We start from the raw sequence: 20,788 nt of genomic DNA, 5'->3' as shown, positions 1-20,788 counted from the left end.
CACGTGTCCGCGCCAAGCCGTCAGCGGCGTCGCAGTGCCGGGTCGAGCAGCGCCGGCGGAGTGTCGTTCTTCTCGTGCGCGGCCAGGTCGACACCGGGCGCGACGATGGAGTCGATGGCGTCCAGTACGTCGGCGGAGAGCACGGTGTCGGCCGCGGCGAGCTGCGAGTGCAGGTGGTCCAGTGTGCGGGGACCGATGAGCGCGCTGGTCACGGCGGGGTGCGCGGTCACGAATCCGAGCGCGAGCTGGATCATGGTCAGGCCGGCCTCGTCGGCGACTTCGGCCAGCCGCTCGACGGCGTCGAGCCTGGCCCGGTTGGAGGGGATCGCCGTGTCGAAGCGCTGCGGCATGAACGTCGAGCGGCTGGTGGTGATGTGCCGGCCCTCGCGGACCGCACCCGACAACCAGCCCGAGGCCAACGGGCTCCACACCAGCACCCCGAGCCCGTACTCCTCGGTCACGGGCAGGACGTGGGACTCGATCCCGCGCTGCAGGATCGAGTAGCTGGGCTGTTCGGTGACGTAGCGGCTCAGACGGTGCTCGCGGGCGGCCCACTGCGCCTGCACGACGCGGTATGCCGGGAAGTTCGAGGAGCCGAAGTAGCGGATCTTTCCCGCGCGTTGCAGGTCGGTCAGGGCCGACAGCGTCTCCTCGTCGCTGGTGGTGGGGTCCCACTGGTGAATCTGGTAGAGGTCGACGTGATCGACACCGAGACGGCGCAGGCTGTTGTCCAGTTCGGTGACGAGCCAGCGGCGCGAGCTGCCCCGGTGGTTGCGCTCGTCGCCCATCGGCAGGGTCGCCTTCGTGGCCAGCACGATGTCGTCGCGGCGGCCTGCGACGGCCTTGCCGACCATCTCCTCGGACTCGCCGGCGCTGTACGCGTCAGCGGTGTCGATGACGTTGATCCCGCCTTCGAGGGCGGCGTCCACGACAGCGGTGACCTCGTCCTGCGTGGTGCGCCCGATCCTGCCGAAGTTCATCGCGCCGAGCGCGAGGGAGCTGACCTGTACACCGGTGCGGCCCAAGGTGCGGTACTGCATGACCGTGTTCCTCCGTTGCGGGTGAAGCGTGGTGTCACTGCATGGCTTGGTTGCCGGTCCCGGGCTCTGGCATCATAAGCAAACGGAACCTCGTTCCGGAACGATACGGAACGCTGTTCCGTTTGGCAAGGTCGACGGCGGAGGGTGGCGCGGTGAACGACAGCGACGAGGGCGCGGGGAGCGCGCCCCAGTCCAAGCGGAAGGACGCCCGGCGCAACAAGGAGACCTTGCTCGACGCGGCCGCAGCCGTCTTCGTCACGTCGGGTGTGGAAGCGCCGGTACGGGACATCGCGACCAAGGCCGGCGTCGGGCTCGGCACGATCTACCGCCACTTCCCGACTCGGGCGGATCTCGTCATCGCCGTCTATCGCCACCAGGTCGACGCCTGCGCCGAGGCCGGCCCGGCTCTTCTGGCGAGCAGCCCGACACCTCACGCCGCCCTCGCACAGTGGGTCGACCTCTTCGTCGACTTCCTGGTCACCAAGCACGGACTCGCGGCCGCGCTGCAGACCGACAACGCCGGTTTCGAAACGCTGCACGCCTACTTCCTCGACCGCCTCCTGCCGGTGTGCACCCAGCTCCTCGACGCTGCCGCCGCCTCCGGCGAGATCCGCGCCGACCTCGACGCCTACCAGCTCATGCGCGGCATCGGAAACCTCTGCATCGGCGCGGACAGCGATACCCGCTACGACGCACGCCGGCTGGTCGAGCTCCTCGTCGCGGGCCTACGCCAACCGCACTGATCGTGGCAGTCGTGGATGGCGGAGTACTCGGATGGCCGAGGGCGTCCCTGCCGCGATGATTTTTGGCGGGGCCGAGAGTCTGTTCTCGTGAGCGTCGTAGGCGTCGTACGACGCTGCCCTGCACGAGACACCACGGAGGACACCATGACGACCATGCTCACGCCCGGCAACGCGAGCGGCGACCTCCCCGGCAAGCCACCGGTGGTCGACCCGGCCGCCTGGCAGGCCGCCCGTGACGCGTTGCTGGTCCGCGAGAAGGCGCACACCCGTGAGGGCGACGCGATCGCCGCGGCCCGGCGGCGGCTGCCGATGGTGGAGCTCGACGGGACGGTCGAGGTCGTCGGAGCCGAGGGCCCGGTCCCGTTCCTGGACCTGTTCCAGGGGCGCGACGAGCTGGTCGTCTATCAGCACATGTGGTACGACGGCGCGCCGCACCAGGGGCAGTGCGAGGGCTGCACCACCACGGCCTGGCACGTGAAGGACGCCGTCTACCTCAACGCCCGGGGTGTCTCGTTCGCCGTCCTGACCTCGGGTCCCTGGGACGAGGTGGCCTCGTACGTCGAGTTCATGGGTTACACCCAGCCCTGGTACTCGGTACGGGGCGTGGAGGCGCCGGTCGGCGGGAACATGGGGCACATCGCCTGCTTCCTGCGCGACGGCGACCGTGTGTTCCTCACCTACTCCACGACGGGCCGTGGCAACGAGCGGGTCAACGGGTCGCTCGGCCTGCTCGACATGACGCCCCACGGCCGCGGCGAGGCGTGGGAGGACAACCCCGAGGGCAGGGCCGTGATCGGCGAGGTCCGCGAGGGGCACCCGGCCGTGGGCCAACAGGCCTGCTGGTACTGGCGCTCGGACGCCGACGGCAACGCCACCTGGGGCCCTACCAGCCGCCCCGTGCCGCAGTGGACCCGCCCCGGCGCGACCCAGGTGGAGACCCTCGGCCGCAAGGGTCACCACCACTGACACGTGGGCGGCGGAATCGCACGCAGTCGTCGACCGGCTGCGTCAGTGTCGCTGGAGGGAGTCGGTTCGAGCCGACTCCTGCCGCTGATCGTGCTGCTCGTTCCAGAGTTCGGCGAGCTCGCCGAGTGCGCTGTTGGAGCGGCCGAGCTCCCAGAGCAGATAGACACTGGCCCCGGCGAACGGGATCCACTCACCCCATTCGAAGACGAGAACCGGCATGTACAGCAGGCCGGCCAGGACGAAGAACTTGACGAAGATCTCGGCCGTGTACGTCTGCTTGCGGCCGACGATGACACGCTCTCCGCGGCCGTGGATCCACTGCAGGCGCGATCTCATGACTACTCCCTATGAGCTCCGGATGCACATCATGCCGTCTGCCACTTGGTGAGTGCTAGTGCGGAATGGGGCCGGTTGGGACCTCGACGCGGGGGACGACGACCACGGTGCGCAGATACATCGGAACCCGTTTGAACCCGGAGCCCTCCGGACACGTACGGTCAACTGGGGGCTTCTACCTGCGTGCTGTGGTTCATGGCCTCCTGGTCCCGTTGTGACACTTTCGAGGAGTACCGATGACCACCAATCCGCGCCTCGACGACTGGCTGACGACGCGCCGGCCGTTCGTGCTGGGCCTGTTCCGCATGGTCCTTGGCCTGTTGTTCGCCTCCGAGGGCGCTGCCACGGTCTTCGGGGTGCTCGACCGGAAGGCGAGCCCGACGGGCGACTGGCCCTTCTGGTACGCCGGAGTGATCGAGCTGGTGTGCGGCGTTCTTGTTCTCCTCGGGGTCGCGACCCGCAGCGCGGCGTTCATCAGCTCGGGCATCATGGCGTTCGCGTACTTCACGGAGCACCAGCAGGACGGCCTCTTCCCCTTGCAGAACGGGGGACTCGCACCGGTGCTCTTCTGCTGGGGATTCCTGCTCATCGTGTTCTCCGGACCCGGTGCCTTCGCCCTCGCGGGCCTGGTCGGCCGCGGGAGCGGCGCGCGTCCCGTCGCCGGGCCGATGACCGAACAGGCCCGGTAGCGCGGTCAGGTCACCAGGCCCTGGCGGTAGGCGTACACAACCGCTTGGACGCGGTCGCGGAGGTTGAGTTTGGCGAGGATGCGGGAGACGAAGGTCTTGACCGTCTCCGGGCTGATCACAAGGGTCGTGGCGATCTCGCTGTTGGAGAGGCCGTTCGCGATGAGGCGAAGGACCTCCAGTTCGCGAGGGGTCAGCGGGATGTCGTGCGGGGCGCCCTCCGCGGGCCGGATGCGGGCGGCGTACCTGCCCACGAGCCGACGTGTCACCTCGGGGTCCAGCAGCGCCGCACCCGTGCCCACGGTCCGGATCCCGTGCAGCAGTTGGGCCGGCGGCGCGTCCTTGAGCAGGAATCCGCTCGCCCCCGCGCGCAGCGCCTCGTAGACGTACTCGTCGAGGTTGAACGTGGTCACCACGAGCACCTTGACGGGATGCGGGACACCGGCCCCGGCCAACTGGCGGGTGGCCTCGATGCCGTCCAGCACCGGCATGCGTACATCCATCACCACGACGTCCGGGCGCACTTGGCCGGCGAGGTCGACGGCGGCCTGTCCGTCTCCGCACTCGCCGGCCACCTCCATGTCGGGCTGGGCGTCGATGATCGTCACCAGTCCGGTGCGGATCAGTACCTGGTCGTCGCAGACCAGGACCCGGATCGGTGAGCTCATGACGGGTTCCCCGCGGGTATGCGCGCCCGTACGACGAAGCCACCGGCCTTCTGCCGGTCCGCGCTGAAGTCGCCGCCCAGGATGTCGACCCGTTCGCGGAGACCGGCCAGGCCCCGCCCGCTCCCGCCGGGGGACCGCGCCCGCGAGCCGGAACCGTCCGTACTGACCTCCACGGTGATCTCCCTTTCGGCATGGCGCACCTGGACCGAAGTGCGGCTGCCGTGAGCGTATTTGAGGGCGTTGGTCAGGGCCTCCTGCACGACCCGGTAGGCCACGAGTTCGGCGCTTCCGGTTGATTCCGCCGGAGTGCCCTCCTCGGTGAACTCCACCGGCTGACCGGCCCGGCGCGTCTGCTCCACGAGCGTGAGCAGCCTGCCGACAGACGGCGTTCTGGCCTCGGTGCCGTGGTCGGGGTTGAGCAGGTCGAGCAGGTGCCGCAGGTCGGTGATCGCCCGCCGGCCGGTGTCGGTGACCGCGGTCAGGGTCTGGTCAAGGCGATCGGGTGAGGCGGTCAGATAGCGCGCCGCCTCGGCCTGCACGACCATCGCCGTCACATGATGGGTCACGACGTCGTGCAACTCGCTCGCGATACGGGTGCGTTCGGCGGTGCGGGTGTCCTCGGCGATACGGCTGCGGCGTTCGGCGTCCGCGACCCGGGTGGAGCGCAGCCACGCCCCCGCACCCCATGCGAGGACCATCGCCAGATAGAACGTCACGAACCCGCTCGGCGGCTCCCCCGAACCGGCCCGGGAGAGCGCCACCGCCAGCGGCACGTACGCCACGGAGAAGAGAATCGCGGCGGTACGCCGGTGCCGTTCCAGATGCGCCCCCACGCTCAGGAGCGCGATCGGCAGCGCGGTGCCCGCGAACGTGTGGTAGCCGCGAAGCTGGTCGATGGCGAAGCCGACCGAGACCAGGGCGAGACAGACGACCGGCCACCGCCGACGCACGGCGAGCGGGAGGCATTCGAAGGAGATCGCCACGAGGGCCAGCGTGTCGAAGGGGCGGTTCGGCAGGCCGCCGAGCTGCGTCCCGTGGGACGCAGGCAGGAACGAGGCGGCCAGGCACAGCACCCCGAACGGGAGATCCCGGACCGTGACGTCGGCCCGGCTCCACCACTCCGGGGGCCGCCGAAGACTGATCATCGGGGGAGTGTAGCGGTGGTGTCGATCCGCTCGGCGCGCCGACGGCGGGGCACCACATGGCCGCGCCGATGGGCCAGCCACATGAACGCGATCGTCGCCAGTACGCAGAACAGCACCGAGTACACGCTTCCCTCCGGGCCGAAGTCGCCGCCGGTGAGCAGCTTCGGGCCCGACATCGCGGAGTCCAGCAGTCCCTGAGGAGTGTCGTTGCCCGAGACCTCGGTGCTGAAGACGCCGGACGCGGCGAAGTTCCAGCCGAAGTGCAGACCGATCGGCAGCCACAGCTTGCGGGTGGCGACGTACGCGGCGGTGAGCATGCCGCCGGCCTCGATGGCGATGGCGGTGGCGCCCCACACACTGGCGTTCGGGTTGAGCAGATGCGACAGGCCGAACAGCGCACCGGTCAGCACCAGCGCGATCCATGTGCCGATGCGTTCCTCGGCGATGCGGAACAGGACACCGCGGAACAGCAGTTCCTCAGTCACAGCGGCGGCGGCCATGAAGCCGAACAACCCCGCCGCGCCCGACACCGAGCCCACGCCGTCGACCTCGTAGTGCCCGGAGGTGAACAGGTTCACCATGACGGCCCCGAACAGCGCGGCGCCGATCAGCGTTCCGCGGCCGAGCGCGGACGGCGCGTCTTCCAGGGCCACCTCCGTGGACGGGCGGCGCTCGGTCCGCCGTACCACCCATCCGTAGACGAGCACCGCGAGCACGGCTGTCGGGACGCCGACGGCCAGTTGGAGCCATGGCTGGTCCTCCAGTGCGGCAATCGCCTGGCCGCCGATGAATGCGACCGCCGCGACGGCCACGAATTGCCAGACCAGCCTCATGGGAACTCCTGTGTCAGAGCCGCGACCGGAGTGCCGCGGGCTGGGTAGAAAGCTATGGATCCGGCGAGCCGGAATCGTCACCGCTCGGTGGACACCTGCGCGTAGCTCTCACGGGGGACAGGGCGCACCGGGCCGGACAGGGTGCGCCGGGCCGCCAGGATTTTCGGTTGCCGGTCCCGGTGCCGTGCAGCACGATGCGGGGATGCGCTTCTCGGTGAACATTCCGAACTTCGGTGACTTCGCCGATCCCAGGACCGTGGCGAAGGTGGCCGTGGCGGCGGAACAGGCAGGGTGGGACGGGCTGTTCGTCTGGGATCACGTGCTGCACCGCAAGCACGGGGGCAGGCCCTTCGGGGACCCCTGGATGCTACTGACCGCCGCCGCGCTGGCGACGTCCCGGATCCGGCTGGGCACACTGGTCACCCCTGTCGCCCGGCGGCGCCCGCAGCAACTCGCCCGTCAGGTCGCCACCTTGGACGCCGTGAGCGGCGGCCGCGTCACCTTCGCCGCTGGGCTGGGCGGGCCCGTGGAGGACGAGTACGCGAGCTTCGGTGACACCACCGACCCGAAGGTGCTGGCCGAGCGGCTGGACGAGGGCCTGGACCTGCTCCAGCGCTACTGGTCCGGCAAGCCGGTGAACCACGAAGGACGGCACTACCAGGTACGGGACGTGACCTTGCTGCCCGCCACGGTGCAACGCCCTCGCCCGCCGGTCTGGGTGGCCGGATTCTGGCCGAACCGCCCGCCCATGCGCCGGGCCGCCCGCTGGGACGGTGTGGTCCCGCTGTTCACCGAGGCCAGGCACGGCCACGTACCGCCGGTCGATCAGGTCCGCGACCTCGTCGCATACGTCCGCAAGCAGCGCGAGGACCGGTCCGGCACCCCGTTCGAGATCGTCCTCGGCGGTGCCACACCAGGTGATGACGCGGCCGGGACCCGCGATCTGATCGGCCCGTTGGCCGAGGCGGGGGCCACCTGGTGGGACGAACGGCAGCTCCAGACCGGCGAAGCACTGGACCGGCTCGCACCGGTGCTGCGCCGCATCGAACAGGGTCCGCCGGTCTTGTAGCGCGTGGTGCGTCTACTGGACCTGGAGGAATTCTTCGGCTCCGCGCAGGCGGGTGCGTACGCGCTCCTGGGTGGCGCTGCTGTCGAGGCGGATGTCGAGGGCGCCGGGCGTGAGCGTGTCGGCCCGGCGCCCGGCCGGCAGCCGGGCCGCGTCGAGTCCGTCGCGCCGGGCGATGAGTACGCCGAGCTCATGGCGGCTGAGGGCGTCCGCTCCGGCGAGGTGGAACATCCCGGCCCCGTCCGACACCGCGAGCTCCAGCAGCGCGGAAGCCAGGTCCTCGACATGGACCGGGCACCGTATGTCGTCGGTGAACAGGACGCCCTCGAGGGTGCCGGCGGCCAGGGTGTGGACCAGGCGTTCGTGCACGGATCCGCCGTTTCCGATGATCAACGACGTACGAGCGACAGCGGCCGTCGGCGCCAGAAACCGCACAGCGGTCTCGGCGGCGGCCTTGGCAGCGCCGTACGGGGTGACCGGGTCCGGCAGGCAGGTCTCGGCGTAGTGAATCCGGGAACCGGAGAACACCGCGTCGCTGGAGACGTGGACCAGGCGACAGCCGCGTCGCGCCGCGGCCATCGCCACGCGGATCGAGCCGTCCGCGGTGACCGCCCAGTCGCTTCCTCCGCTCGTTGCGTCGATGACGGCACTGGGGGCCACCGCGGCCAGTACCTCGTCGATGTTCCCGGGGGAGCGAAGATCGAGCCGGTACCACGTGGCTTCGGCACTGCCACCGGGGCGGGAACAGTGCGTCGCGGCCGTCTCCCAGCCCGTGGCCACCGCCCGGCGCACCAGTTCCGTACCGAGAAAACCGCTGCCGCCGATGATCAGGACCTTCATGGCGCCCTACGGTAATCGGGCTCGGATGAGCGCGGCCCCGCAGAATCAGGCCGCGGAGAAAAGGACGGCAACCTTGCGCTCGGGCGATTTCCCCCGGAGACCGCGCGCGCCGGGGACGAGTGTGACACCGTGGAGTCAGGCCCGGCCCGTCACTTCCCCCCGTAGTGGCGGGTCGGGTCTGTGCGTGGATCTCCAGCCGTCCTCAGAGCGCCTGGGTGAGTGCCCTCACGTTGAGGCCGTCGGGGGACTCGATCTGCTGGAGCGTGTGGAAGACGACCGCCGCGTCCTTGCTGGGGTCTCCGCCGACGAGCATCCCGACGATGATCGCGTTGCCCTTGTCGTCGACCTTGAACACCGGTGAGCCGGAGTCGCCGGGCCTGGGGCCGGACGAGACCGGCTTGGTTGCCTCGGCGAGGCCGATGGTGCAGTCGTTGGTGTGGCCCGGTTCCCGGCTGCACGACTTGCTTCCCGACAGGGTCTGGACCGTGAATCCGCAGTTCGCCCTGGTGACCATTCCGCTGTAGCAGACGCTGTCGCCCAGACCTGCGGCACCTGTGCCCACGACGCGCATCGCGCTGGGGACCCGGGGATCGGCCCAGAGGGTGGGCGCATAGGTCTGAGGTCCGGTCTGACTGGGGACGCCGGTGATCAGTTCCATGTCGTGTGTCCCATTGGGTACGTTTCTTTCGTATTTCACGGCTGTGACCGCGCCGAAGTCGATCGCGCCGCCCGCGTCGTTGCCGGAGCCGAGCACACGGTTCAGTGCGAAGCAGTGACCGGCGGTCACCATGCCCACCGTCCTGGGGTCGGATTTGCTGCGGACGGCGAATCCGGCGGTGCAGTCGTAGGTGGTGGCCGTCGGGAAGACCGACAGACCGGCGCCCCCGCGGTGCGGCTGTACGTCGTTGAGCCGGTCGTACGCCGCGACGGCGGTCGGTCGCTGCGGTGCGTCGAGCGCCATGGGCATCAGGCAGAGCAGGCCCACCGCGGCGAGGGCGACCGCGTATCCGGGTTGTGCTTTCGTCGGCATGGCCCCTCACAGCTCGATGTCGATGACGATGCCGCCGAGCAGTCCGCGCTTGGCGGGCAGATAGTCGGCGTGCACCAGGCGGCGGGCCACCGGGACGGGTACGCCGGCCACGGGCACGGTCTCGGCGGCGGTGTCCGGGTCGGTCTGGTACAGCTCGTGTTCCTCGACCAGGAACCGGTAGCGGGACAGCAGTTCGGTGGGACGGCCCGGGAAGTCGACCGTCCAGGAGAAGGCGTTGCCGTCCGGCTGACAGCCGAGCTCGACCGGGTCGCCGACCGGCACCCAGTCGAGTTCGTTGCCGGCCGCCAGCTTCTGCAGGGTGGCCCGGACCCGTCGGCTTCCCTTCACCGCGGCGAGGCCCGAGCCGATCCGCCGGCCGAGTTCGTTGAAGGTGGTCGGGCCGGACAGCCGCAGCCGGGCGTGGTTGTCGACGGTCGTGGCGGTGACGGTCCGGTGCGGCGGCAGCTGGGTGAACTCGGCCACCACCGCCTTCGACAGTTCCAGGCCCTGCAGTGCGAAGGGCTGGTAGCGGGCGACGACCAGGCGCAGGAACGGGAAATAGGCGGTGGGCCCGGCGGCGGCGAGGTCCACGTCGATGTCGACGTACCAGAGGCGGCGGTCCGCGTCGTACGTGGGCGTGTAGGCGGCGATGGACACGGTCTGCGGGCTGGTGCCGGTGGACTCGGCGAGGGGCAGGTCGGTGGCCGTGGTGGTCGGGTTCGGGAAGTTGGCCGGCGACGGTGGGGCCATGGCCGTGGTGTCCGCCCACACCGGGTCGATGCCCCATCGCGTGGCGAACTCGTCGGGCAGGTCGCCACTCGGATTCAGGAGTACGGCGAGGAGCTCGTCGTCGCCCGAGGAGTACCACGGGCGGTTCAGGTAGAGCCGCAGACCGGCGAGATGCCGGGTCCGGGTCACCGTGCGCGTGTCCTGGTCGACCGTCCGTGACCAGCGGAACGTCGGCACGAGGTGGCTGACGTCGGGTGGCTCGGGACGTCGGGAGCTCGGCACCGGCACCGCTACGCCGGGGCCGGTCCTGGTGACCAGTTTCGGGTCGCCGGTGATGCTCGGATGGAAGTACTCGCGGAAGCGGGTCATCGCGACGGGCGTGTAGGTGAGGTTGCGGTGCCGGGTGTCCCCGAACTGGTGGGCGCGGGAGAGGTACACGAAGTCGGCGTCCGCCGGAATGGTCGTGTCGTCGAGGTGGGCCAGGTGGTTGAAGCGCTGCGGTCCCGCCTGGGTGACGTCGTCGACCCACTCGCCCCAGGCGCCCTCGACGGCCACCTGGGCGGTGCTGTCCCCGTGCACGAGCAGGCTGCCTGAGAGCCGGGCGGACGTCTGTTCGGGGTCCCGGTCGGCGCTCGGCCGGTCCAGCTCCGGCGGACGCAGCGGCTTCTCCACCGCGTGCACCAGGTCCAGCCGCACCCAAGGGGTCAGCAGCCAGTTCTCGCCCGCCGCGCTGATCCGGGTGATGAAGTCGCGGTCCCGCTGCTGGAGCCCCGCCCAGTACTCGGAACGGGTCAGGAGGGTCCACTGGTTGAGCAGGGGCAGGTCGGCGGGGTCGAGATAGCAGCTGATGTAGACGCGGGCGGTCTCGCTCTTCGTCAGATACACCGTCAACCGGCGCCGCAGCAGGGTGTCTTCGAGCAGCGGCTCGTCGTCGCCCTCCTGGATGCGCAGCACGAACGGCTTGGCATGCGGCCAGGACCCGGCGAACGGGACCAGGTAGTTGCCGGTGGTGCCCGGCAGACCGCGCAGACAGACACCACGCGCGAGTGGATCCGGCAGATACGGCAGCAGGAGCTGGTCGCGGTCGTGGATCACGAACTCGCCGGTCTTCAGGCCCGCGCCACGCTGAGCGAGCGGCAGCTCGGTCAGCGGCTCGGTGTCGTCCACACTGTGCTTGGCCACATGGATCTCGCGGCGCAGCAGCAGATCGGTGGTGAAGTGGGGGTTCTCTGGATCGCTGACGACGGTGTCCAGGAACGACCCGGACTCGCGGGCGGCGGAGGCGAAGTAGCGTCGGCGTACCGCTTCGGGCACTTCGGGCCCGAACGCCGGGTCGTAGCAGCCGTGTTCCTCGGCCATGCGCAGCGCGCACTTGGGCGGCGCGATGTGCCGCTCGTCGCGGAAGCGGTAGCTGCGGTCCAGATGGTCGATGCCGGAATCGGTGCCGTGGTCCGGAACGTCCGAGCGCAGCACGCTGTAGCGCAGGGCGGAGATCTCCCTGCCGTCGTCCTCGACCGTGCTGCGGATGACGAGCCGCTCCGCGGACTCGCCCTCGTTGAACGGCTTCAGCGGTACGACGACCGGCTGCGGCACGGGCTCCCAGCGCCGGTACGTCAGGGCTGGCGCGGCCAGTTCGTCGGGGATCGGGTCGGTGGGGGAGAGGCTGTTGCCGGCCAGGTCGACGGAGCGCGCCCGCAGCCGGTAGGTCTCGCCGTAGCGCAGGGCGGGCAGACTGCCGGGCTGGGCGGTGAACCGGGTCTCCAACGGCACGTCCGGGGAAACCTCGGGAACCACCGCCTCCGGCCGGTCCTGGAGGCTGATCGTCTTTCCGGGGCGCGCGGCGACCAGGCTCCAACCCTCCCAGCCGAACAGCGCCTGGTGGCCGTACAGTTCGTCGGCATCCGGCGACTGCTTCGTCACCGCGCTGGTCTTCACCTGGCCCTCGTCGGGCCGGACGACGAGCGGGACGGGCACTTCACCGGGGTGGCGGACGGTGTACGTGCCCACCCGCCGGCAGAGCGAGTGCCAGCTGTGGACCTCGCCTGTGGTGTCGGCGACGCCGACGTCCACGCGGTAGCCCCGCACCAGGTCCTCCGCGTGCAACTTGGGGTCGGCGGACGTCGCGACGCGCTCGCCGTCCGCGCCGATCCGGCCCGCCAGCCGGTGCTCGCCGTCGGCCACGAGCACGGTGAGTCCGCTCCCGCGCGCCGCCGGAGTGCCGGTGCCCAGCTGTTTGCGCGCGGGCGCCGTGTCGTCGAGGAGGCCCTGGTCCAGGCTGTTGATCGCCCTGGCGTAGTCGACGTACTTCAGTGCCGAGCCGTCCACGTCGAGATCGGTCACCCGGAAGGCGTCCGAGCCGAGGTTGAGCATTCCGGTGCGCAGGACGTCCTCGTCGGCGGACAGGGGCTCGAACCCGGACCCGGCTTGGTACCGCAGTCTGGTCAACGGCCGTAGGCCGGGCGCGTGGAGCAGGTCCTTGTCCGGGTGCCCTTCGAAGGAGACCTGGACCGACCCTTCGTCGGCCAGTCCGGGCGGTGCGGTGAAGAGCAGGTCGACGACCAGCCCGAACCTGCGCTGCAGTTCGGGGTAGTCGGCCAGCAGGGTGCACGCCTGATGGAAGTCGACACGGTGCGTCTCGGGCGGCTCGGGTTCGGGCGCTGCCGTCCGGTCGGCCGACGGCGGTGTGCGGTCGAAGAAGCGGTGGGCCTCGGCGAACGCGAAGGTCTTGGCCTCCGGCTCGTACTGCGGGTTGCCGGTGCGCCGCATGACCCTGGGTGTGTACGGCGACGCGTCGTCGGCGACCCCGTGGCCGCGGTTGAGCAGGGTGTCGAGGGTGGAGTAGACCGTGGACGGATCGAGTGAGAAGTCCTTCACTCCCTGACCGATCAGGGAGAGGACCCTGCCGGTTGAGGGGAACCGACAGCCCTGGTTGAGGTCCGGGTCCGGCGGGCCGCATTCGCCGAGTTCACCCGCGGCGGCCTCCAGCCGGACGCGGTCGGCCGTCGTGGCGACCGCCACCTCCCGGTACAGGCCGGTGACTTCGGTGTGGACCGCGGCCGCGGGATAGGAGCGCAGGGTCTTCCTGACCGGCTCGGCGAGCGCCGCACGCGACTGCCCCGGCGGCTGCACCAGAGTGTCGTCGCGGAACAACGTCGTCCATACGCGGCTGTCGGCGGGCGGGAACCGATCGGCGGGCGTGGTCGAGGTGACCGTACCGGCCGATCCGTCCGAACCGTCGTAGAAGGCGAGGGACATGCTCGCCACGAGCCCGTTCAGGGTGGCCGGCCAGTCGCCCATCCCCGCGTAGTCGCCCAGGCGGGCGGATCCGGTGAGCAGTGGGGTGACCAGGACGGAGACCCGGAGGATGTCGTGGCCGTCCCCGTCCTTGCCGACGACTCCGTCGGGCAGCACGGTCCAGCGCAGGGTGCGGGTCGGCGGAACGGGGGCGCTCCCGGAGAGGCTCGTGGTCACCGGGTCACCCCCGCGAAGGCGGTGCAGTACTCGAACACGGGGTCCCGCTCTTCTCCGGTGACCGGGTCGGGGTAGTCGGCCATGAGGTCGGCGAACGTCGGTGGGCTGATGGGCGGGGGATCGGCGGCCGCGAGCCCTGCCGTCGCGGCCAGGGGAGCGGGGGCGGCGCCCGAGCCGGCGAACCGCTTCTCGCAGGTGATCTCCACCGACTCGGAGAAGAAGCCGATCTCGATGCTGATCGTCAGGGTGGCCCGGCCGACCGCGTAGCCGCCGCTGTACCCGATCTCCAGATACAGCTCGATCGAGGCGGACACCAGGCCGAGCACGTCGACCTCGCCGCGCGCCCGCAGATAGCCGACGAGCTTCACACCGCACTCGATGTCCAGCCGGAAGTACACCCCGGCCATCACGGAGAGGCTTCCGCTGGCCACCCCGAAGTTCAGGGACACCGCGGCGCCGAACTCGAGGGCGGCCTCCAGCACCTTGATCTTCTCGGCGGACAGCACGATGCCGAAGTACCCGCCGCCGCCCAGCATGGAGACGGTGAGCCGGAAAGGTGCCTCCCGGCGACAGAACGCAAAACCGACCTCCAACGTGCCGCCGATGAACGGCACTTGGAGTGAGGCGCTGAGCGCGATGTTCTCCAGGCTGAACACCCCGACCGCCGCGCTCGGCAGCGGCATCGAGTAGTTCGCCGTGATGCCGGAGCTGGTCACCTCGATCGCCGGCGGGTCACTGAAACCGTCCAGCGGGATCAGCTCGCGCAGCGTCTCCACGAAGGACAGCTCTTTGACGAACCGGACGCGCCCGAACTTCACCTCGATGTCCGGCTTCTTGCCGATCCGCATGGTGAAACGGATCCGGTCGAAGTGCAGTTCAAGGCCCCGGAGCACACCGGGCACCAGATTCAGGTCGAAGTTGGACAGCGTGCAGGTCACATCGGCGCCCTGCGGGACACCCTCGCGCAGCGCGCCCCGCCGGTCCACCACGAGAGTGAGGTGCCCGGCCGCTCCGTCGGGAAGATGGAAGACGGGGTCCTTCGGGGGCGCCGGCCAGTCGCTGAGATCGGGCGCCCATTCCATCCTGGCGTTCACCACGTCGGCCAACTTGGCGCCCTTGGCGGCGAGTTGAATCGCGTCCTTGAGTGCCAGGGCGCCGCCGACCGTGTCCTGCCAGGTCGCCACCTGCTGCTGTACGCGTTCCAGTACGGCGCGTACGCCGGCGTCCGTGGCGGCGGGCAGGTTGTCACGCAGCAGGGTCAGCGCGGTCTCGAAAGCCCGGAACGCGTTCTCCACGTCGTCGAGTCCGGGCGCCTCGACGTCGTCCTTGAGCCGGCCCACGATGAACGCGGTCCAGGTCTCGGCGAAGATCACCGCCGAGTCGGTCGTCCTGATCACCAGGGTCGCGATCTCCGGAAACAGCTGTTCCAGCGAGGCGGTGAGCCCGCGCACCCGGCGCAGATCGCCGAGGAATCCGGTGACGGCGTCGACCGTCTCGGCGAAGAAGTTCGGTGCCTGGAGGTTGTCGAGACCCGTCGCCTTGAGCAGTTCCACCAGCGGGATGACCCCGAACAGCTTGGCGTTGTCGCCGAAGAACGCCGTCGGGTCGAACCCGCCCCCGGCGATCGCGGACCAGTCGTATCCGACCACCTCCACCGCGCTCACGCCCGGCGGGCGGGGCAGCGGTGGCGCCGCGACCGGGCCGGTCAGCCGGGAGACGCCCGCCACCGAGAAACTCGGCGTCACCAGGGCGCCCGACTTCTCGCCCGAGTGATGGAAGGCCATCGGCGCGGAATCGAGGAGTTCCACGAACAGCTCGCCCTGGTTGCCGTCCCCGAAGCCGTGTTTGACGAAGGGAGGAGGGTAGCGCAGGGGCACCGCCGACCTGAACCCGCTCAGATTGCTGACCTGCGGAAGCACCCCGCGCGCCCAGCGCAGCCGTGGCACGAACCGAGGAGCGGCCTCGCTGTCCTCAGCCAGCAACTCCTCGGTGGTCTCCATGCCCCATACGGCTTCCGCGACATCGAGCGCGGTGTCACCCGGTGTCTTGCTCGGCGCCAGGGCCATCGACTGGCCGCGCAGGGTCGCGGTGACCCGTCCGATGGGCGCGGTCTGGTCCGGTGGGCCCGAGGTCGGACGACTGTCCTGCGCGTTGTACTGGTTGACGACGGTGGTCACATGGGCAGGCGAGTGGTGAGCGGTCTTGCCCAGGAACAGCAGGGGAACCTGGAACTCGATCAGCGTGCCGTCCCGGTCGACGGCACTGACGGAGAACCGGAACGCGTCCTCGGCCTTGGTCGGATCCTTGCCGTACGGAACGGCGAAGAAGGCGTACTCGCTCGGCAGGATGCCGTCCAGATTGGCGGGCTCGGCCAGATCCGGGGTCACCGAGGTGAGCAACTGCACGCTGGTGAAGGGGAACAGCAGATGCAGCTGGTCCCGCGGAGGGTCGCCGGGCCCGTACACCTCACGGTCGTAGTTGATGACGGGCTCGCGCACGACGATGAACATGCGCTGAGACAGATAGGCGCCGCGGTCCGGACGAGCGTGGTCGAACTTGCGCTCGGTGACCTTGACCAGCTCGGCCCGGTGGCCGAACGGGCAGAGCCGACCCGCGTACATGACGCGCACATAGTGGTCCCGGCCGAGGGCCGCGCGGTGCCGCCACTGGGTGACGTCCAGGTCTTCCGGGGGCGTCGTCCAGCGGCCGATCGAGTCCAGGCCGCCGCCGAGGCTGGACAGGGTCAGGTTGCGCACGTCCACCGGCTCGGGCGGCCGGTCGCCGGTGAGCGCGAAGTTCGAGGTCAGGTGCACCAGTTGGTGGCGGTCCCGGGAGTCCAGGGGCATACGGAACTCGTACTGGCGCGGCGGGGGCAGGCTGACCCGGTCCGGCACGAAGTCGGGGTCCCGGGTCCAGACGACCCTGGCGGTCTCCTGCCGCAGTCCGGTGTGCCACAGCGCGATCCGCTCCTGCGGCTGCGGCGGGTCGAGCGCGACGGTGTGGGTCCAGCGCGCGTCCTGGGTGGGCGACAGCAGCAGGCGGTAGGGCAGTTCGATGCCGGTGCGCGGGTTGGTGGGGTCGGCCAGGGGGTTCTCAGGGCCGGGCCTCGGTTGCACGCCCTGGACCTGCCCGGGTTCCTGGCGCGGTTCCGGCCTTGGTTGCTGGACCGGTTCAGTCCTCGGTTCCCGGCTCGGCCCCCGCTCCGGCCCCGGCCCCGGCTCCGGCACTGGTTCCGGCACTGGTTCCGGTGCGGCGATGCTGGGCGGGGGTGCGTTGGGTGGGCGGGTGCCGAGCACCGCGGACAGCGCGGTCTCCGCGTCGTACCGCGCGGTGAGTTGGGCCAGGGTCCGGACCGCCCGCAGGACGTGTTCGGCGCGATGGTCCGCCACGGCCTCGGCGAGTCGTGCGGTGACCGCGGGTGTGACCGGCGCCCGAGCCGCGTCGACCACGCGCAAGGGCAGAGTGCGCATGGCGCCCAGCAGGCCGGCGGACGTGTAGTCGATCCGGTCCTGCTCGCCGACGACGAAGACCAGGACGCTGCGCCCGCCGATCCGTGCGGGCACGGGCGGCGCGGGGTGGGGTTCGCTCGCACCCGGTTCGCCCGCGGCGGGCAGGCCGGGTCCCGCGGACTCGAAGAACGCCTGCTCGGTGACATGTTGCGGGCCGAACTCGACGACCACCCAGCCTTCGACAGCCGGATCGGCCCGCAGGAGTGTTCGCCTGCCGAGCAGCGGATCGTCCAGGCGGAGCCCCAGGAAGCTGAATCTCAGATCCAGCAGATCTTCCGTACGTAACAGCCTGATGAGTGCCGGATTCGGATTCGAAGAGGTCACCAGCCGCTCCTGCCCAGGTGATGAGTGTCCGCGCTGGGCGACGACGGTAACCTCGGCCTCACATGTGGCTCAATATGCCAATTGAGCTGTATGGGTGATTCATATCCGATATGCATCCGAACGAGTGAGTGGCTGTCGGGTGGAAGGTTTGACGTGCGCGCCGGACTGGCGGCCGGCGCGGCGTTCGCCGCGGTGGGCACCTCTTGGACGCGTGGCCGGAGGTGTGACCACTTGGAGGTGGGGCTCGGGATCCATGTCGCGATATGGCGTTAGTCTTCTAGTCGCGCCGCTGCCTGCGTCGCGCGGGGACGTTCGACTGACCAGGACGGAAGCATGTCGGGAGAGATTTCGCCCACCGGGAAGCCCTCCGGCTCGTCGCCCGAGCTGCGAGCCTCCCATGCGGACCGGGACCGGGTGGTGGATGTGCTGCGTATCGCGGCGGGGGACGGCCTGCTGACCGCGGACGAGTTGGACGAGCGCCTGGAAGCCGCCCTGTCGGCGCGGACACTGAGCGAACTGACCACGCTCACCGCTGACTTGCCGCCCGTGTCGGCCACGTCCGGCACGACCGTGGCGGAGGTCAAGGACGTAGTCCGGATCGAACAGGTCCACAGCGGCGCGATCGAGCGCGTCGGACGCTGGGTGGTCCCGCGGAGGCTGGAGCTCGCGGTGACGTACTGCGAGATGACCCTCGACTTCACTGACGCGGTGATCACGCACGACACCCTGCGAATCGACGTGGGGATGACCGGGAAGACCCTGACGCTGATCACGAGGCCGGGTGTCGTGGTCGACACCGATGGTCTGCAACTGGTGCACAGCAAGGTCAAGTACCGCCAGAATTCGGAGAATCCCGACGCGCCGGTCGCTCTTCGGGTGGAGCTGGTCGGTACGAAGGCCTTCGGTCGCGTGGTCGTACGGCCCCGGCGTCGGACGTTCGGGCAGTGGCTGCTGCGTAGGCACTGATCCCTCCCTGCAGGCGCTCGACTCCCGTGTCGTGCACTGCCGTGAACTGTCGGTGGGGCGGGCTGTCCTTGCAGCCCTCGGCCGCCGGTGTCAGGTGTGTTCGATGGTTCCGTCGCCGGGGCGTGGAGTCGTTGCCCAGGAGGGGAGCCAGGCTGCCTCGGGGAGTGGTGTCAGGCTTCCGAAGTGGTTGATGATCGCTCGGAGTCCTGGGTGCGGATTCTCGCGGGGCAGGATGAGCGAGAGCGGGTACGCGAGCGTCGGATCCACGATCGGGATGCGGCGCAGGTCGTGGTTCGTGGGCCAGATGTACCGATCGCGCGAGCCCACGAGGGTTGCCACGTCCTCGGAGTCCGCGAGGATGTCGAGGAGGACCTCGTTGCCGAAGTTCGGTCCCGCCGCGTCGATGCGGAGGTCGAAGTCGGTGGCCAACTGATCGTAGAACTCCGCCCATTCGCTTCGCGGCGCGATACCCGGCACCCAGATCCGGTGCCGGCGTAGCTGGGCTGGTGTCAGCGTCCGTGCGGAGGCCAACGGGTGCCTCGGGCCGACGAGCAGTTCCAGCGGGGAGTCGAAGGCGTGGATCATCTGCACGTCGCGCGGCAGCGTGGCCGGGTCGGTGACCGAGCGGAACGAGGCGTCGATATCGCCTGCCTGGACGGCGGCGACCGCCAGGCGCGGGTCGTTGACCCTGAGGGTCACCACGTCGAGGTCGGTTTCGGGGTGCGACCGCCAGTAGTCGTGAAGGACGACGGCCTGTGCGGATCGCAGGCCCAGAACGTCGATCCGAAGGGCCCGCGAGCCCGGTCTGATCGCGGTGATGGCGCGATCGACACCCGTGACGATGCTCCGGGCATGCGGGAGGAAGGCTTGACCGTCGAGTGTCAGCTCCACCCCTCGGGCGGTGCGGGTGAACAACCGGACGTCCAGCTCGCGCTCCAGGGTCGCGATCCGCTTCGACACGGCCTGTTGCGTTACGCCGAGCTCGTCGGCCGCGTGCTGCAGCTGCCCGAGCTCGGCAGCACGGACGAACGATCGCACCGCCTCGGTATCCATTGATCGAGCATAGATGTGCCCAACCGATGGTTGTGGCTCGCCCGGGAGCCGGTTGTTTGATCCCGCGACGGTGCGTCCGGTGTGATTCGGCGACCCGGACATCGGAAGTCGCGAGGGAGTCGCATGCGCGTGAAGTTGGGGCGCAGTTTCGGTTGGTTGTGGTCGGCCTACGCCGTCAGTACATACGGTACGTGGCTTGCCTTCGGCGCGTTTCCGCTGATCGCGGTACAGGTGCTGCACTCGTCGGCCTTTGCCGTGTCGGTGCTGGAGGCGGCCGGACTTGCCGTCGCGGCGGTCGTCGCGTTCTCGCTCGGGCCGTGGGTCGAGCACCGGCCCAAGCGGCCGGTTATGATCGCGATGGACCTGATCCGGTTCGTCGCGGTGGCAAGCACCCCGATCGCGTATGTCCTAGGTCTCCTGTCATACGGGCAACTGCTGGTTGTCTCGGTCATCTCCGGGACCGCGAGCATCGCCTTCTCCGCCGCGTCCGGCGCGTATCTGAAGTACCTCCTCCGTGGCGATCACCTCCTTATTGCGAACGGGAGATTCGAGGGCACGAGCTGGGCGGCGACCGCGGCGGGCCCGCCCCTCGGCGGTGCGCTCATAGGTGTGCTCGGCCCGGTCGTCACGGTCATGGCCGACGCCCTCAGCTACCTGCTGTCCGCGCTCGGTGTCCTCCGCATCCGCGGAGGCGACATCGCGGCACCCCGCGACCGGACCACCAGGTTGCGCGGAGCCGACCTCCTCGCCGGCTGGCGGTTCATCCTCCACGACCGCGCACTGAGACGCCTGTTCCTCAACTCGATCCTGGTCAGCGGCCTCATCATGGCCACCGCCCCGCTCCTGGCAGTCCTCCTGCTGGGCCAATACCACTTCCCGGCCTGGCAATACGGTCTCGCCTTCGGCATCCCGGCACTCGGCGGCTTCGCGGGCGCCCGCCTCTCCGCGCGCCTCGTGACCCGCTACGGCCGATACCGGGTCATGATCGCCTCCGGCTGGCTGCGCTCACTCTTCCCGCTCGGCCTCGCGTTCGTCCGACCCGGCATACCCGGACTCCTCACCGTGATAGTCGTCGAGGGCCTGCTGATCACCTGCATGGGCATCTACAACCCGATCTACGCAACGGAACGCCTGCAGCGGACCCCCATGAACCGCACCGCCCAAGTCCTCAGCACCTGGAGCGCCACCAGCAAACTCCTGCAAGCTGCCCTGATCGTGATCTGGGGCGTCCTCGCCACACTCACCAGCCCGCTCACCGCGATCACGATGTCCGGTGTTCTCCTGCTTGCTACGCCACTGTTGCTGCCCAGGCGGATGGATTTGTCGGCTGCTGAGTCTGGGGTTTTGACGGAGGGGGTCCGGGCCGTATGAGTCACCACACCT

The 20,788-nt window shown here is 69.8% G+C and carries 16 protein-coding genes; 6 read left to right on the top strand and 10 right to left on the bottom strand.

The genetic code is table 11. The features are described from left to right. Positions 1-20: 20 nt before the first annotated feature. A complete protein-coding gene (locus JEQ17_RS03040; RefSeq protein ID WP_200393708.1) occupies positions 21-1,040 on the bottom strand; it encodes an aldo/keto reductase in 1,020 nt (339 codons plus the stop codon). Positions 1,041-1,192: 152 nt separating this feature from the next. Between JEQ17_RS03040 and JEQ17_RS03035 the strand changes: the two genes are divergently transcribed. Both JEQ17_RS03035 and JEQ17_RS03030 read left to right on the top strand, forming a co-directional pair. Beyond that, a complete protein-coding gene (locus tag JEQ17_RS03035; RefSeq protein ID WP_200393707.1) occupies positions 1,193-1,783 on the top strand; it encodes a TetR/AcrR family transcriptional regulator in 591 nt (196 codons plus the stop codon). Between the two features lie 144 nt (positions 1,784-1,927). Further along, complete coding sequence (locus JEQ17_RS03030; protein ID WP_200393706.1) at positions 1,928-2,749, top strand: DUF899 domain-containing protein; 822 nt, start codon at positions 1,928-1,930, stop codon at positions 2,747-2,749. Positions 2,750-2,791: 42 nt separating this feature from the next. Here the strand turns inward: JEQ17_RS03030 and JEQ17_RS03025 are convergent, their stop codons facing one another. Continuing rightward, on the bottom strand, positions 2,792-3,085 hold the full coding sequence (locus tag JEQ17_RS03025; RefSeq protein ID WP_200393705.1) for a hypothetical protein: 294 nt from the start codon (positions 3,083-3,085) through the stop codon (positions 2,792-2,794). A 236-nt stretch (positions 3,086-3,321) separates the two neighbouring features. On the opposite strand from JEQ17_RS03025, the gene JEQ17_RS03020 reads away from it, so the two are divergent. Continuing rightward, a complete protein-coding gene (locus tag JEQ17_RS03020; RefSeq protein WP_200393704.1) occupies positions 3,322-3,774 on the top strand; it encodes a DoxX family protein in 453 nt (150 codons plus the stop codon). 5 nt (positions 3,775-3,779) lie between these two features. On the opposite strand, the gene JEQ17_RS03015 is transcribed toward JEQ17_RS03020, so the two are convergent. The 3 genes from JEQ17_RS03015 to JEQ17_RS03005 are packed head-to-tail and all read right to left on the bottom strand — an operon-like array spanning position 3,780 to position 6,417. Then, positions 3,780-4,439 (bottom strand): response regulator, encoded by a 660-nt coding sequence (locus JEQ17_RS03015; protein WP_200393703.1) that lies wholly within the window; start codon positions 4,437-4,439, stop codon positions 3,780-3,782. Next, a complete protein-coding gene (locus tag JEQ17_RS03010; RefSeq protein WP_200393702.1) occupies positions 4,436-5,584 on the bottom strand; it encodes a sensor histidine kinase in 1,149 nt (382 codons plus the stop codon). Before JEQ17_RS03010 ends, JEQ17_RS03015 begins: the two co-directional genes overlap by 4 nt. Beyond that, positions 5,581-6,417 (bottom strand): CPBP family intramembrane glutamic endopeptidase, encoded by an 837-nt coding sequence (locus JEQ17_RS03005; RefSeq protein ID WP_200393701.1) that lies wholly within the window; start codon positions 6,415-6,417, stop codon positions 5,581-5,583. Before JEQ17_RS03005 ends, JEQ17_RS03010 begins: the two co-directional genes overlap by 4 nt. 202 nt (positions 6,418-6,619) lie before the next feature. On the opposite strand from JEQ17_RS03005, the gene JEQ17_RS03000 reads away from it, so the two are divergent. Next, on the top strand, positions 6,620-7,486 hold the full coding sequence (locus JEQ17_RS03000; RefSeq protein WP_200393700.1) for an LLM class flavin-dependent oxidoreductase: 867 nt from the start codon (positions 6,620-6,622) through the stop codon (positions 7,484-7,486). Positions 7,487-7,498: 12 nt separating this feature from the next. On the opposite strand, the gene JEQ17_RS02995 is transcribed toward JEQ17_RS03000, so the two are convergent. From JEQ17_RS02995 to JEQ17_RS02980, 4 genes are all read right to left on the bottom strand, one after another. Continuing rightward, the gene (locus tag JEQ17_RS02995; RefSeq protein ID WP_200393699.1) at positions 7,499-8,323 is read right to left on the bottom strand and encodes an SDR family oxidoreductase; all 825 of its coding nucleotides are present in this window, start codon (positions 8,321-8,323) and stop codon (positions 7,499-7,501) included. 202 nt (positions 8,324-8,525) lie between these two features. Next, positions 8,526-9,353, bottom strand: a complete 828-nt coding sequence (locus JEQ17_RS02990) for a trypsin-like serine protease (RefSeq protein WP_200393698.1) — start codon at positions 9,351-9,353, stop codon at positions 8,526-8,528. Positions 9,354-9,359: 6 nt separating this feature from the next. Beyond that, entirely contained in the window at positions 9,360-13,553 is a 4,194-nt protein-coding gene (locus JEQ17_RS02985; protein ID WP_200393697.1) for a hypothetical protein, read from the bottom strand. Next, positions 13,550-17,386, bottom strand: coding sequence for a hypothetical protein (locus JEQ17_RS02980; protein ID WP_200393696.1), 3,837 nt, complete (start codon positions 17,384-17,386; stop codon positions 13,550-13,552). Before JEQ17_RS02980 ends, JEQ17_RS02985 begins: the two co-directional genes overlap by 4 nt. A gap of 333 nt (positions 17,387-17,719) precedes the next feature. Here JEQ17_RS02980 and JEQ17_RS02975 point away from each other — a divergent pair, with 333 nt between their 5' ends. Beyond that, positions 17,720-18,352: a DUF1707 SHOCT-like domain-containing protein gene (locus JEQ17_RS02975; RefSeq protein ID WP_200393695.1), complete on the top strand. Its 633-nt coding sequence runs from the start codon at positions 17,720-17,722 to the stop codon at positions 18,350-18,352. Between the two features lie 90 nt (positions 18,353-18,442). Here the strand turns inward: JEQ17_RS02975 and JEQ17_RS02970 are convergent, their stop codons facing one another. Further along, the gene (locus tag JEQ17_RS02970) at positions 18,443-19,405 is read right to left on the bottom strand and encodes a LysR family transcriptional regulator (protein ID WP_200393694.1); all 963 of its coding nucleotides are present in this window, start codon (positions 19,403-19,405) and stop codon (positions 18,443-18,445) included. A gap of 123 nt (positions 19,406-19,528) precedes the next feature. Here JEQ17_RS02970 and JEQ17_RS02965 point away from each other — a divergent pair, with 123 nt between their 5' ends. Continuing rightward, positions 19,529-20,776, top strand: coding sequence for an MFS transporter (locus tag JEQ17_RS02965; protein ID WP_200393693.1), 1,248 nt, complete (start codon positions 19,529-19,531; stop codon positions 20,774-20,776). Positions 20,777-20,788 lie beyond the last annotated feature (12 nt).

It is taken from the genome of Streptomyces liliifuscus (assembly GCF_016598615.1).
Classification (GTDB): Bacteria; Actinomycetota; Actinomycetes; order Streptomycetales; family Streptomycetaceae; genus Streptomyces; species Streptomyces liliifuscus.
The sequence above is the reverse complement of the archived record's forward strand: the minus strand, read 5'-3'. Positions and strand labels throughout refer to the sequence as shown.